The organism is Streptomyces sp. (assembly GCF_036566765.1).
Taxonomy (GTDB): Bacteria; Actinomycetota; Actinomycetes; order Streptomycetales; family Streptomycetaceae; genus Streptomyces.
In genome coordinates this window covers 1-12,896 of the sequence record NZ_DATCVQ010000274.1, presented here as the reverse complement: position 1 = coordinate 12,896, position 12,896 = coordinate 1, and the positions used below count along the sequence as shown (strand labels likewise).

Below are 12,896 nucleotides of genomic sequence, written 5' to 3'. Positions count from 1 at the left end.
CGGTGGGCAGCGGCGTCCGCCGCCGCGGGCCGTACCCGGTGTCCGGGGACGGTCCCCGGTTCGCGCGCGGGCGCGACGGGCCTCGGCGGGCGACCGGGGCCGAGGGGACGCGTCTCGCGCGCCGTCGCCCCGGCCTCGCGGGCGTCCTCCCGGACGTTCGCGAGGAGGGCGGCGCGGAGGGATGCGAGCGGTTCGGCGGCCTCGGTCGCGCGGACCGCGGCCGAGACGTGGGCTGCGCACCGCGTGCAGGACTCGACGTGCTTCTCCACGGACCAGGCCTCCAGGTCCGTGGCGGCGGCCGCGGCGTAGCGGGCGGCCAGGGCGGCGGGCACGTGCCAGGGGGTGGTCATGCCGTGCCTCCCAGGGGCGTCGTGGCGAGGGCCGTGCGCAGGGCGCGGCGGGCGCGGAGGGCGCGCGTCTTGACCGTGCCCTCCGGTATGCCGAGGAGCTGGGCGGCCTCACGGGTGGTCAGCCCGTCCACCACCGTCGCCCGCAGCACTTCTCGCAGCTCCGGCGAGATCCGGTCGAGCGCGGCGCCCACGTCGCCGTACTCCAGACCCGCGAGCACCCGGTCCTCCGCCGACGGCGCGAGCGCGACCGGCTCAGGGAGCGCGGCCGCCCGCTCCGTACGGGACTCGGCGCGGCGCGCGTCCACCAGCCGGCGGGCCGCGATCACCCACAGCCAGCCGCCCGCGTCCCCGCCGCCCCGGTGCGAACCGGCCGAGCGCCACACGGTCATGAACGTGTCCTGCAGGACCTCGCCCACCGTCTCCGGGTCGGCGCAGCGCCGGGTGAGCCGGGCGTGCAGCCAGCCGGCGTGCCGGTCGTACAGCGCGGCCAGCGCCTCGGAGTCCCTCCCGGCGACCGCGCGCAGCAGCGCCGCGTCGTCGTGCTCGTCTTCCCCTGCGGGGCGCAACAGTCTCACGCCCTCTCTATCGCTCCCCGGCAGCCCGCCGGTTCACCGGGACGTCGGAGGACCGCCCTCGGGGAGCGCGGCGAACACCCGGTCCAGGGCTGCCGGACGGCCCCCGTCGCCCGCGACGACGACACGATGGTCGTGCGAGACGACGTACTGGAACCCGTCGTGCACGACGCCGCCCTCGACGCGGGCGGGTACGGCGGCGTACGCCGGCGACTCCAGCGCGGCCCGCAGCTCCGCCAGTTCGGCGGGTTTCATCCGCCCCTTTCGCGTGCGCGGCGACGTGACGCCCTGGCGCACGGTGTAGCGGCCGTCGCCGTACACGAGCAACTGATTGGCGACGCCCGCCAGGCCGCCGCTGACGTTCACCTCGATCAGGACCTCGTCGGCGCGCGGCTCGTCCTTCGGCGGGGTGGCGACCGGTGAGGTCGCCCCGGGTGCGCGCGTGCCCCCGGAGACCGGTGCGGTCGCGTCGGCCGTGCGCGTGCCCGTCGCGTCCGGGGGCAGCGGGGGCTGCGGACCGCACGCGGCGAGCAGCCCCGCCAGCGCGACCGCCACCGCGACCGCCGTGCCCGTACGTCCCCGACCCCGGCCCGGACCCGGGCCCCGTACGCCTCTCATGCGCCGAGCATGCCCGGTCCCTCCTCCTCCGCGCAGCCGATCCGTTCGATCAGGGTGTCGTGCAGTGCCGCTGATCTGGCCGCTGACCAGGCCCCGCATGGGATCGCTCACAGCGAACAGCATCCGGGGAACAATCCCCCGCTCACGTGCATTGAGTCGGCATAGCTCAACTTGACTGCCGGAGGGAAGATCATGGCATCGACGTCCACACCGCTCACTCTCCCTGTGCTGCCGCTCGACGACGAGGTCGTGCTGCCCGGAATGGTGGTGCCCCTGGACCTGTCCGATCCCGACGTGCGGGCCGCGGTCGAGGCCGCGCAGGCCGCCGCGCGCTCGGGGAGCCGCAAACCGCAGGTGCTGCTCGTGCCCCGGATCGACGGCACCTACGCCGCCACCGGTGTGCTCGGGACGGTCGAGCAGGTGGGACGGCTGTCCGACGGCGACCCCGGCGCGCTGATCCGCGGCCGCGGCCGGGTCCGCATCGGCGCGGGGACGACCGGTCCCGGCGGCGCGCTCTGGGTGGAGGGCGCCACGGTCGACGAGACCGTGCCCGACCCGCTGCCCGGCGCCGTGGCCGAGCTGGTCAAGGAGTACAAGGCCCTCGCCACCAGCTGGCTGAAGAAGCGCGGCGCCTGGCAGGTCGTGGACCGCGTCCAGCAGATCGACGGGGTCTCCGCGCTCGCCGACAACTCCGGCTACTCGCCCTTCCTCACCGTGGAGCAGAAGGTCGAGCTCCTGGAGACCGCCGACCCGGTCGCCCGGCTGAAGCTGGCCACCGCGCAGCTGCGCGAGCACCTGGCCGAGCAGGACGTGGCCGAGACCATCGCGAAGGACGTCCAGGAGGGCGTCGACAAGCAGCAGCGCGAGTTCCTGCTGCGGCGTCAGCTGGACGCCGTGCGCAAGGAGCTGCGCGAGCTCAACGGCGAGTCCGCCAAGGATGCAGCCGACGAGTCCGACGACTACCGCACCCGTGTCGAGGCCGCCGACCTGCCGGAGAAGGTGCGGGAGGCCGCGCTCAAGGAGGTCGAGAAGCTGGAGCGGTCCAGCGACCAGTCCCCGGAGGGCTCCTGGATCCGCACCTGGCTCGACACGGTGCTCGAACTGCCGTGGAACGAGCGCACCGAGGACGCGTACGACATCCAGGGCGCGAAGGCGATCCTGGACGCCGAGCACGCGGGCCTGGAGGACGTGAAGGAGCGCATCACCGAGTACCTGGCGGTGCGCAAGCGCCGCTCCGAGCGGGGGCTCGGGGTCGTCGGCGGCCGCCGCGGCGGCGCCGTCCTGGCCCTCGTCGGCCCGCCCGGCGTCGGCAAGACCTCGCTCGGCGAGTCCGTCGCGCACGCGATGGGGCGCAAGTTCGTCCGCGTCGCGCTCGGCGGCGTACGGGACGAGGCGGAGATCCGCGGCCACCGGCGTACCTACGTCGGCGCGCTGCCCGGCCGGATCGTGCGGGCGATCAAGGAGGCCGGGTCGATGAACCCGGTGGTCCTGCTCGACGAGATCGACAAGGTCGGCTCCGACTACCGCGGCGACCCGGCGGCGGCGCTGCTCGAAGTCCTCGACCCGGCGCAGAACCACACGTTCCGCGACCACTACCTGGAGGTCGAACTCGACCTGAGCGACGTGGTCTTCCTGGCCACCGCCAACGTCCTGGAGGCCATCCCGGAGGCGCTGCTCGACCGCATGGAGCTGGTGCGGCTCGACGGCTACACCGAGGACGAGAAGGTCGTCATCGCCCGCGACCACCTGCTGCCCCGGCAGCTGGAGCGCGCGGGTCTGCAGGCGGGCGAGGTCGTCCTGGAGGACGCGTCGCTGCGCCGGCTGGCCGGCGAGTACACCCGCGAGGCGGGCGTCCGCAATCTGGAGCGGTCCATCGCGCGGCTGCTGCGGAAGGTCGCGGCGCAGCACGAACTCGGTGACCGGGAGCTGCCGTTCACGGTCACCCCGGAGGATCTGCGCGCGCTGATCGGGCGTCCGCACCACGTGCCCGAGTCCGCCCAGGACCCGGCCGAGCGCCGCACCGCCGTGCCCGGCGTCGCGACCGGACTCGCGGTGACCGGCGCGGGCGGCGACGTCCTGTTCGTCGAGGCCTCGCTGGCCGACCCGGAGACGGGCGCGGCGGGTCTGACCCTGACCGGTCAGCTCGGCGACGTGATGAAGGAGTCCGCGCAGATCGCGCTCTCCTTCCTCCGCTCGCACGGCGCGGAACTGGAGCTGCCCGTCACCGGCCTGAAGGAGCGGGGCGCACACATCCACTTCCCGGCGGGCGCGGTCCCGAAGGACGGCCCGAGCGCCGGCATCACCATGACGACGGCGCTGGCCTCGCTGCTCTCCGGCCGCCTGGTCCGCACGGACGTGGCGATGACCGGCGAGGTCTCGCTGACCGGCCGCGTGCTGCCGATCGGCGGTCTGAAGCAGAAGCTCCTAGCGGCCCACCGCGCGGGCATCACGACCGTCGTGATCCCCAAGCGCAACGAGGCCGACCTGGACGACGTCCCGGCGGAGATCCTGGAGAAGCTGGAGGTCCACCCGGTCACGGACGTCCGCCAGGTCCTGGAGATCGCCCTGTCCCCGGCCGAGGTCGCGGTGGGCGTCGCCGCGTAGGCCCTGCGGAAAGCACGAGAACGGCCTCCCTGGTGCGCCGCCGCGCACCGGGGAGGCCGTCGCATGCTCGCTCGCCTCGGCGGGCGGGCGGGACCGGCTGCCGGAGGGTCAGCCGTTCGCCAGCGCCTGCACGCGGGAGTAGTCGCCGTTGAAGTGGTTGTGGTCGCCGACCGTCGGGCCGGACGAGGTGTACTGCCACATCGTGTAGTAGCCCCAGCCGGCGGGGAGTTCGCCGACCGTGGAGGCGTAGCGCGCGACCCACAGCGGGTTGGTGGACGCGAAGCCGCCGTAGTTGCCGGTGCACTGCTTCCACCAGCTCGTCGCCGTGTAGATCACCGGGTCGCGCCCCGTCCGGTACTTGTACCGGTTCACGAAGTCGCGGATCCAGGTCACCATCCCGGACTGCGTCTTGCCGTAGCAGGTCGCGCCGTACGGGTTCCACTCGATGTCCAGCGCGCCGGGGAGCGTCCGGCCGTCGCGCGACCAGCCGCCGCCGTTGTTCACGAAGTAGTCCGCCTGCGTCGCGCCCGACGTCGTGTCGGGGGTCGCGAAGTGGTACGAGCCGCGGATCATGCCGACGTTGTACGAGCCGTTGTACTGCTGCGCGAAGTACGTGTTCTTGTAGTACGTGCCTTCCGTCGCCTTGACGTAGGCCCACCTGACCCCGCTGTTCCACAGGGTCTGCCAGGCGACGTTCCCCTGGTGGCTGGAGACGTCCACGCCTTCGGTCTGGACGGCCTGGACCGAGATGCCGCCGGGCTTGCCGCCCCGGCCGTCGTGCTTGAGGACACCCATGCCCATGTAGGCGGTGCCGCGGTCGGGTACCTGGGCGGCGCTCGCCGCGCCGGGCAGCGTCAGGACGAGGGCCAGCGCCGCTAATAAGGCGGTGATCACGGCGGGGCGTCTGGTGCGGGTGAGGGGGAGGGACTTTCCGGATCTGAGCACGGGCATTGCGTGCCTCCGAAAGGCTCGGTGGGGGGACCTGCCGACATGCACTGGGTGTGGACATGTCAGTTAGGACGCTACGCACGTAGACCCGCCGACGGAAGAGGGCACGGGTGCTGCCGATGGTCTACGCCTGCGAAATACTGGAGGAGCTGCGGCGATGTCCGCCGCTGAAGGAAACTTTCACCGATCGGAAAGCGCGGGAGGGGTGCTGACGTGCACGGAAGCGGTACGGGGAGTGAAGTCGATCCCACGGCCAGGAATGGTGTGGACCAGGAATTCCTGGCCCTCGAAAGGGAATTGTCCGTGTTCCTGCGCCGTGCCCGCGCTTCCTCCGGGGAGATGGCCCGCGAGGTCCACCCGGAGCTGGAGCCCGCCGCGTACGGACTGCTCGTCCGGCTCGACGAGGCCGGCCCGCAGCGCGCCACCGAACTCGCCGGGTACTTCGGCGTCGGCAAGGCCACGATGAGCCGTCAGCTCCGGGCCCTGGACGACCTCGGGCTGATCGTCCGCGACCCCGACCCCGCCGACGGCCGGGCCTGGCTCGCCCGGCTCACCGACGAGGGCCGGGCCCGCTTCCGCAGCGTCCGGGACGCGCGGCGCGAGCGGTACGTGCGCAAGCTCGCCGACTGGGACCGCGGCGAGGTCGCCGAACTGGCCCGACTGCTGCACCAGCTGAACACCCGCGCGGAGAGTGCCTGACGGGAGGACGCGCCGGGACTACAACTCCGCGTACGCCGCCGTCGCGTCGTCGTGGAGCTTCCAGCGGCGGAAGCCGCCGGCCGTCGCGTCGGCGCTCTCCCTCGCTCGTACCCGGTCCAGCAGGCCGTGCGGGCCCTCCTTCGCGAGCAGGGCGAGGCAGTCGGCCCAGGTGCCCGCCTCGAACAGCTCCACCCAGCGCGCCGCGCCGTCCGTGAGCGCCGCCAGCGCGCGGACCTCCCCGCGCGGCGTCGTGCCCGTGACCGCCCGCTCCGCCACCGCCGGGTCCGCGGCCGCCGTGAAGAAGCCGCCCTCCCGGTTGCGCAGCCGGTCCGTCGCCTCCAGGGAGCGCAGGATCTCGCGCGGGATCCGGTCGAGCCGGTCGTCCAGGACCGCGCGCACCGCCCCCGTCGGCGACTCCAGGAGCAGCACCGAGTCCGAGAGGACCAGGTGCTCGACCACGGCCTCGTCCCAGCGGGCCAGCACCACCGTCGCCTGCGGCGTACGAACGTGAGAAAGGTCACACGTGTCGCGGTGGGCGTTTGCGGTGCGCTCGATGGCCGACGACAGGATCTCGGTCAGCGTCATGTCCCGCCGTGAACCGGACAGTTCGGTCAGAGCGCCCCCGAGTCGCGCGGTGAACCAGGGCACGGTGTGCACACAACCGTCATCTCCGGCCGGTGGCGTCACCCCGTCGAGGAGCACCATCACGCCGCCCGCGCCGGACGCGGGTAGACCGGCGGCCGCCCAGTCCTCGTTGGGGCGTTCGGGGCTGCCGGGCAGAGTGGCCAGATCGGTTCGCATGATCTCCAGTCTGCATGAGACCTTCACAGCACCTCCCGAACGCCGAAATTGGCCTGAACCAGGCTCCGGAGAAGTCGGAACGGGGCGGAAGCGGAACGTCCGGGAAGCTGCGGGTGGGCATCCTGCCAAAGCCTGCCCGGAAGATCCAACCGACCCTCCGAAAGGCACCCCCATTCGCTTCCTCGGGAGTTGTTCGGCAACTCGGGAGTGTTGTTCACTCGTTCGGGTGGCGGAGTGGCCGATGCGCGCCTCCTTCCCAAACGCACTGGAATGGTCGGAAGCCGTACCAGGGGTGGGGGCGCTCTGCTGTGTGACCGGTCGTCACCTCTGCTTCATGGGCGGACGAGTCAAGAATGCGAGCACCGGTGCAGAAGAAGCGGCCTGGGAGCAAGAACGGCACGCGCGAGGAGACCCCCGGTGATCCGCAGGCCCCGGGCAAGGGCGCTCGGCGTCCGGTCCGCGTCCGCAGCCGCCTCGTCGGCGGAGTCGCCCTCGTCTCCCTGACCGTGCTCGCGGCCGGCGCACCCGCGATCCTCGCCGCCTCCGGCGAACTCAAGGACGCCCAGCAGCTCGTCGACCTCGCCGCACTCGACCGGCAGGCCGTCACCCTCGCCCACTCCCTCGCCGACGAGCGCGACGAGGTCGTCGCCTACGTCGCCGCCGGACGCGACGAACAGAGCGGCCCCGCCAAGAAGAAGCGGAAGATCACCCCGGCCCGCGCCGCCCGCGTCGACCGCCAGATCGACGAGTTCCGCGCCGAGGCCCCCGCCGACCTGCGCCGCGACCTCGCCACCGTCCCCTCCGTACGCCGCGCCGCCCTCACCGGCAAGGGCACCGCCCTGGAGACCTTCAAGGCGTACACGGACGTCATCGCCAAGCTCCAGGCGCTCGCCGACCAGCTCGCCGAGCGCACGCCGCCGGCCGTCGCCGAGGCCACCCGGGCCCCCGCCGCACTCGGCCGCGCCGTCGAACAGGCCTCCGCCACCCGCGCGCTGCTGCTCGCCACGCTCGCCGTGCCCGAGCCCAAGGACGGCGGCTCGCACTACGACCCGATCACCGGCACGATGGTCCAGGACGAGAACGAGGACACCGCCGAGGCCGAGCGCGCCCGCACCGCCCTCGGCGCCGCCGCCCAGCAGGCCCGGGTCCGCGAGCTCACCGCGCTGGCCGACTTCGACCAGGCCGCCTCCCCCGAGGGGCGCGACTCCCTCACCACCAACGTCACCGGCCCCGAGGTCAAGCAGGCCGAGGCCCTGCTGGCCAAGCTCACCGACGAGCCCGAGCTGAGCCGGACCGAGCTCCGCACCGACCCGGCCCGCCTCGACGCCGCGCTCTCCGCCCGCATCGAGCAGCTCCGCGGCGTCGAGTCCGCCTTCGCCACCGCGCAGGTCGAGCGGCTCGAAACGGTCCGGGACGACGAGCTCACCGCGCTCGAGATGAGCATCGGCTTCCTCGGCGGCTGCCTGCTCGTCGCCATCGGCGTCTCCGCCGCCGTCGCCCGCACCCTCACCCAGCCCCTCGCCGTGCTGCGCATCGGGGCCGCCCGGCTCGCCGCCGCGCCCGAGCCGCAGAGCGAGGAACTTCTCCGCTACACCGGCCGCAACGACGAGTTCGCCCAGGTCGTACGGTCCCTCAACACGCTGCAGGAGCGCCTCGCCGGTCTGGCCGGACGGGTCGAGCAGCTCGACGGGGACCGCGCCGACCTGGCCGGGGCCCGCGAGGCGCTGGCCGCCGAGCTCACCGCCCAGCGCGCGCAGCTCCAGGAGCAGACCGCCCGGCTCACCGGCGAGCTGGAGCAGCTCCGGCACACCGTCCGGCACACCTTCGTCAACCTCTCGCTGCGCACTCTCGGCCTCGTCGAGCGCCAGCTCGGCGTCATCGAGAAGCTGGAGGAGCGCGAGCAGGACCCGGACCGGCTCGCCACCCTCTTCAAGCTCGACCACATGGCCACCGTCATGCGCCGGCACAGCGAGAACCTCCTCGTCCTCGCCGGGCACGAGCACATCCACGGCCACCCCGGCGCGGTGCCACTGGTCGACGTGCTGCGCGCGGCGGTCAGCGAGATCGAGCGGTACGAGCGGGTCGCCATCCAGTCCCTGCCGCCGCACGCACAGATCGCCGGGTTCGCCGCGGACGACCTGAGCCACCTGGTCGCCGAACTCCTGGAGAACGCGACCTCGTTCTCCCCGCCGGACGCCCAGGTCCAACTCTCCGGCTGGCTCCTGGAGAGCGGCGAGGTCATGCTCTCGGTGCAGGACGAGGGCATCGGCATGACCGAGGGCCGGCTCACCGAGCTCAACGCCCGCCTCGCCGACCCCGACCCGGCGGACGCCGACGCCGACCTGGAGGGCGAGGGCCTGGGCATCCGGGTGACCGCCCTGCTCGCCGCGCGCCTCGGCGTCCGCGTCCAGCTGCGGGAGCAGAAGTCGGGCGGGGTCGCGGCCGTGGTCGTGCTGCCGATGCCCCTGCTGCCCGAGGCCCCGCCGACCGCCGCCCCGCCGAAGGTCCCGGTCGCCGGCGGCCCGGCCCCCTCGCTCAACCTCCCCGGCTCGGTGGCCGAGGCCAACTCCAACACCCTGCCGGAGCGCACCCGCGACCCGCTGATCGCGGCGGCCGAGGAGGCCGTCGAGGCGGCGGGGCTTGAGGACGGCGGGGAGCCGGAGCCCGAGGCAGTCGAGCCCGAGGCCGTCGAGCCCGAGACCCCCGAGACCCCCGAGTCGTCCGCCGAGACCACGCTCGAGGTCCGCCTCCCGCTCATGCCGGAGGCCGAGACCGAGTCCGAGGACGCCCCCGACCCCGTACGCACCCCGGAGCTGGAGCCGCAGCCCGAGGCCGCGTACGAGCCCGAGCCGGACCCCGTCCACGTACCCGAGCAGGCGTCCGCGCCCAACCCGTACGCCATCGGCCCCGACGCTCACGAGCGCGCGGGCGAGCCGGCCGAGGGCGAGGCGGACGGCCCGCGGATCACCGACAAGGGGCTGCCCAAGCGGACCCCGCGGATCGTCGCGCAGACCGACGTGCCCGCGCCGCGCCAGGGCGGCCTCGACGCCGAGGCGCTGCGCGCCCGGCTCGGCGGCTTCCACCAGGGCGCCAAGGCGGGCCGCCGCGACGTCGAGGCGGAGCTGGAAGCGGAGCACGCGGTGGGGACCGAGGCAGGGATCGGGGCGCGCGACGACGCGCGTACCGAGGCACGTACCGAAGCAGGCACAGAGGAGTCGGCGGGGGACACAGTCGAGGAGGCACGCAGTTGACTGCGACCGGAACATTCGGACTGAGCACGGAGGCCCGCAATCTGCAGTGGCTGCTCGGCAACCTCGTCGAGGAGGTGCCAGGGCTGCGTTCCGTCGCCGTCGTCTCCTCCGACGGCCTGCTGCTGCTCTCCTCCGACCCGGCCCTGACCGCCGCGCCGGTCAAGCCCGTCCACACCGGCGGACCGCGCGGCTCCAGCGCCGACCTCGCCACCATCGTCTCCGGCATCGCCAGCCTCACCATCGGCGCGGCGCGTCTGATGGAGGGCGGCGGCGTCAAGCAGACCATGGTGGCCATGGAGGAGGGCAGCGTCTTCGTCATGTCGATCAGCGACGGCTCGCTGCTCGGCGTGCACGCCGCCCCCGACTGCGACATGAGCGTCGTCGCGTACCACATGGCGCTCTTCGTCGGCCGGGCCGGACACGTCCTCACCCCCGAACTCCGCAGCGAGCTGCGCAAATCGATGGAGAGCACCCAGTGACGTCCGCGTCCGTCCCGTACCCCCGGAAGCTGCCGGTGCGAGGGGAGGGGCACCGCCCGGCGCGGGTCCGCCCGTACTCGCTCACCGGCGGCCGCACCCGCTTCGGCCACGTCCTGCTGGTGGAGACCTTCGTCGCCGCGCTCGAAGCCCCCGAGCCGCGCAAGGAGCTGACCAACGGCGGGATCGGCGCACGGCTCATGCCGGAGCTGCGGGCCATAGTCGAGATCTGCCGCCGGATGCGCACCGTCGCGGAGATCTCGGCCCTCCTCAAGATGCCATTGGGCGTCGTCCGAGTGCTGCTCAGCGACTTGGCCGACCAGGGAAAGATCCGTGTGTACGGGACCGGTCACGGCACCGGCCAGCCCGACCGCGCGCTCCTCGAAAGGGTGCTGAGTGGACTCCGTCGTCTCTGACGTCCCCGCAACTCCGGTCCTCTCCGGAATCCCCGCACAGCCCGACGCGCCGTCCGATCCGATGCCGCAGTCCGAGGACGGCGCCCAGGATTGGCAGCTGGACCACACCCGCGCCCCGATAGCCACGAAGATCGTGGTCGCGGGCGGCTTCGGCGTCGGCAAGACGACCTTCGTCCGGTCCGTCTCCGAGATCGAGCCGCTGCAGACCGAAGCGCTGATGACCCAGGCGAGCGAGGAGACCGACGACCTCACCGCCACGCCCGCCAAGACCACCACGACCGTCGCCATGGACTTCGGCCGGCTCACGCTGGACGAGGACCTCGTGCTGTACGTCTTCGGCACGCCCGGCCAGCAGCGGTTCTGGTTCATGTGGGACGACCTGGTGCGCGGCGCGATCGGAGCGGTCGTGCTCGCCGACACCCGCCGGCTCACCGACTGCTTCCCCGCCCTCGACTACTTCGAGAGCTGCGGGCTGCCGTACATCGTCGCGGTCAACCACTTCGAGGGGACCGAGCTGTTCGAGCCCGAGGACGTCCGGGAGGCCCTGACCGTCCCGCCGCACGTACCTGTGGTGATCATGGACGCGCGAAAGCGGTACAGCGTCGTCGAGACGCTGCTCGCGATGGTCGGGCACGCGCTCGAAGTCACCCCCGCATAGCCGCCGCACCGCCGCCCCCCGAACACGACGCACGCATCACCCCCCTAGGAGCCTCCGCCATGCGGAAGATACTCATCGTCGGAGCCGGTCAGTCCGGTCTCCAGCTCGCCCTCGGCCTCCAGTCGCAGGGCTACGAGGTCACCCTCATGTCCAACCGCACGGCGGACGAGATCCGGTCCGGCCGGGTCATGTCCACGCAGTGCATGTTCGACACCGCGCTGCAGCACGAGCGCGACCTCGGCATCAACTTCTGGCAGGACCAGGCCCCGCGGATCGAGGGCCTCGGCGTCTCCGTCGCAGGCCCCGAGTCGGAGCGCGTGATCGACTGGGTCGGGAAGCTCGACGGCTACGCCCAGTCCGTCGACCAGCGCGTGAAGATGGCCGGCTGGATGGAGACCTTCGCCCAGCGCGGCGGACAGCTCGTCATCCACGGCGCGGCCGTCTCCGACCTGGACTACTTCGCCCGCACGTACGACCTGGTCCTCGTCTCGGCCGGCAAGGGCGAGCTGGTCTCCATGTTCGGCCGGGACGCCGAGCGCTCCCCGTACAGCGAGCCGCAGCGCGCGCTGGCCGTCGCGTATGTGCACGGCCTCGGGCCGCGCCCCGAGCACCCAGACTTCGAAGCGGTCCGCTGCAACCTGGTGCCCGGCGTCGGCGAGCTGTTCGTGATGCCGACCCTCACCACCTCGGGCCGCGCCGACATCCTCTTCTGGGAGGGCATACCCGGCGGCCCGCTCGACGCGTTCAAGGGCGTCAAGGACCCCGCGGAGCACCTGTCGCTCACGCTGGAGCTGATGGAGAAGTTCACGCCCTGGGAGTACGCGCGGGCCACCAAGGTCGAGCTGACCGACGCCAACGCCACGCTGGCCGGCCGCTACGCCCCGACCGTGCGCAACCCGATCGGCCGGCTGCCCGGCGGCGGCCTGGCGCTCGGCGTCGCGGACGTGGTCGTCGCCAACGACCCGATCACCGGCCAGGGCTCCAACTCGGCGTCCAAGTGCGCCGCCTCGTATCTCGCGTCCATCGTCGAGCAGGGCGAGAAGCCGTTCGACGAGGAGTGGATGCAGTCCACGTTCGACCGGTACTGGGACACCGCGCAGCACGTCACCAAGTGGACGAACGCCATGCTGGGCGTCCCGCCGGAGCACGTGCTCAACCTGATCGGCGCGGCCGGCCAGCTCCAGCCGGTCGCCGACCGCTTCGCCAACGGGTTCAACGACCCGGCGGACTTCGAGAACTACTTCTACGACCCGGCGAAGACCGGTGCGTACCTGGAGTCGGTCGCGGGCGCGGCCCAGGCCTGACGCTCACCCCTCCTGGTCGAACCCCTCGTCCGCGCCGTCCGTGGCCCCCTCCGGGAGCTCGGGCGGCGTGTACGAGGGGAGCGGGGCCCCGGCCGGGTCCGGGCGGACCGCGCCGAGCAGCGGATTCGCCGCGATCGGCGAGACCTTGACCTTGCCGCCCGGGCGCGGGGCCTGCACGACCATCCCCTCGCCGAGGTAG

Annotated in this window: 11 protein-coding genes and 2 pseudogenes; 7 read left to right on the top strand and 6 right to left on the bottom strand. The window is 73.0% G+C overall.

Features of this window, described 5'->3' with window-relative positions:
• From VIU94_RS15375 to VIU94_RS15365, 3 genes and pseudogenes are all read right to left on the bottom strand, one after another.
• A pseudogene (locus VIU94_RS15375) lies at window positions 1–350 on the bottom strand (hypothetical protein); the annotation flags it as partial.
• Complete coding sequence (locus VIU94_RS15370) at window positions 347–925, bottom strand: RNA polymerase sigma factor (protein WP_331911753.1); 579 nt, start codon at window positions 923–925, stop codon at window positions 347–349. The pseudogene VIU94_RS15375 and the gene VIU94_RS15370, both read right to left, overlap by 4 nt.
• A gap of 33 nt (window positions 926–958) precedes the next feature.
• Window positions 959–1,540 (bottom strand): hypothetical protein, encoded by a 582-nt coding sequence (locus VIU94_RS15365; protein WP_331911751.1) that lies wholly within the window; start codon window positions 1,538–1,540, stop codon window positions 959–961.
• A gap of 192 nt (window positions 1,541–1,732) precedes the next feature.
• On the opposite strand from VIU94_RS15365, the gene lon reads away from it, so the two are divergent.
• Complete coding sequence (gene lon / locus VIU94_RS15360; protein ID WP_331911749.1) at window positions 1,733–4,144, top strand: endopeptidase La; 2,412 nt, start codon at window positions 1,733–1,735, stop codon at window positions 4,142–4,144.
• Between the two features lie 108 nt (window positions 4,145–4,252).
• Here lon and VIU94_RS15355 read toward each other — a convergent pair whose 3' ends face one another.
• On the bottom strand, window positions 4,253–5,095 hold the full coding sequence (locus VIU94_RS15355; protein ID WP_331911747.1) for a lysozyme: 843 nt from the start codon (window positions 5,093–5,095) through the stop codon (window positions 4,253–4,255).
• Between the two features lie 210 nt (window positions 5,096–5,305).
• On the opposite strand from VIU94_RS15355, the gene VIU94_RS15350 reads away from it, so the two are divergent.
• The gene (locus tag VIU94_RS15350) at window positions 5,306–5,791 is read left to right on the top strand and encodes a MarR family winged helix-turn-helix transcriptional regulator (RefSeq protein ID WP_331911745.1); all 486 of its coding nucleotides are present in this window, start codon (window positions 5,306–5,308) and stop codon (window positions 5,789–5,791) included.
• 18 nt (window positions 5,792–5,809) lie between these two features.
• On the opposite strand, the gene VIU94_RS15345 is transcribed toward VIU94_RS15350, so the two are convergent.
• Window positions 5,810–6,592: a hypothetical protein gene (locus VIU94_RS15345; protein WP_331911743.1), complete on the bottom strand. Its 783-nt coding sequence runs from the start codon at window positions 6,590–6,592 to the stop codon at window positions 5,810–5,812.
• Between the two features lie 353 nt (window positions 6,593–6,945).
• Here VIU94_RS15345 and VIU94_RS15340 point away from each other — a divergent pair, with 353 nt between their 5' ends.
• From VIU94_RS15340 to VIU94_RS15320, 5 genes are read left to right on the top strand one after another with little or no spacing between them, the layout of a single operon-like run.
• Window positions 6,946–9,843, top strand: a complete 2,898-nt coding sequence (locus VIU94_RS15340; RefSeq protein WP_331911741.1) for a nitrate- and nitrite sensing domain-containing protein — start codon at window positions 6,946–6,948, stop codon at window positions 9,841–9,843.
• Window positions 9,840–10,322, top strand: coding sequence for a roadblock/LC7 domain-containing protein (locus tag VIU94_RS15335; RefSeq protein WP_331911739.1), 483 nt, complete (start codon window positions 9,840–9,842; stop codon window positions 10,320–10,322). Before VIU94_RS15340 ends, VIU94_RS15335 begins: the two co-directional genes overlap by 4 nt.
• Window positions 10,319–10,735 carry a DUF742 domain-containing protein gene (locus tag VIU94_RS15330; protein ID WP_331911737.1) on the top strand — a complete coding sequence of 139 codons (417 nt, stop codon included), beginning with the start codon at window positions 10,319–10,321 and terminating at the stop codon, window positions 10,733–10,735. Before VIU94_RS15335 ends, VIU94_RS15330 begins: the two co-directional genes overlap by 4 nt.
• Window positions 10,716–11,393, top strand: coding sequence for a GTP-binding protein (locus VIU94_RS15325; protein WP_414720957.1), 678 nt, complete (start codon window positions 10,716–10,718; stop codon window positions 11,391–11,393). Before VIU94_RS15330 ends, VIU94_RS15325 begins: the two co-directional genes overlap by 20 nt.
• Before the next feature lie 59 nt (window positions 11,394–11,452).
• Window positions 11,453–12,697 carry a styrene monooxygenase/indole monooxygenase family protein gene (locus VIU94_RS15320; protein WP_331911735.1) on the top strand — a complete coding sequence of 415 codons (1,245 nt, stop codon included), beginning with the start codon at window positions 11,453–11,455 and terminating at the stop codon, window positions 12,695–12,697.
• A gap of 3 nt (window positions 12,698–12,700) precedes the next feature.
• Here the strand turns inward: VIU94_RS15320 and VIU94_RS15315 are convergent.
• Window positions 12,701–12,896, bottom strand: a pseudogene (locus VIU94_RS15315) (glycoside hydrolase); the annotation flags it as partial.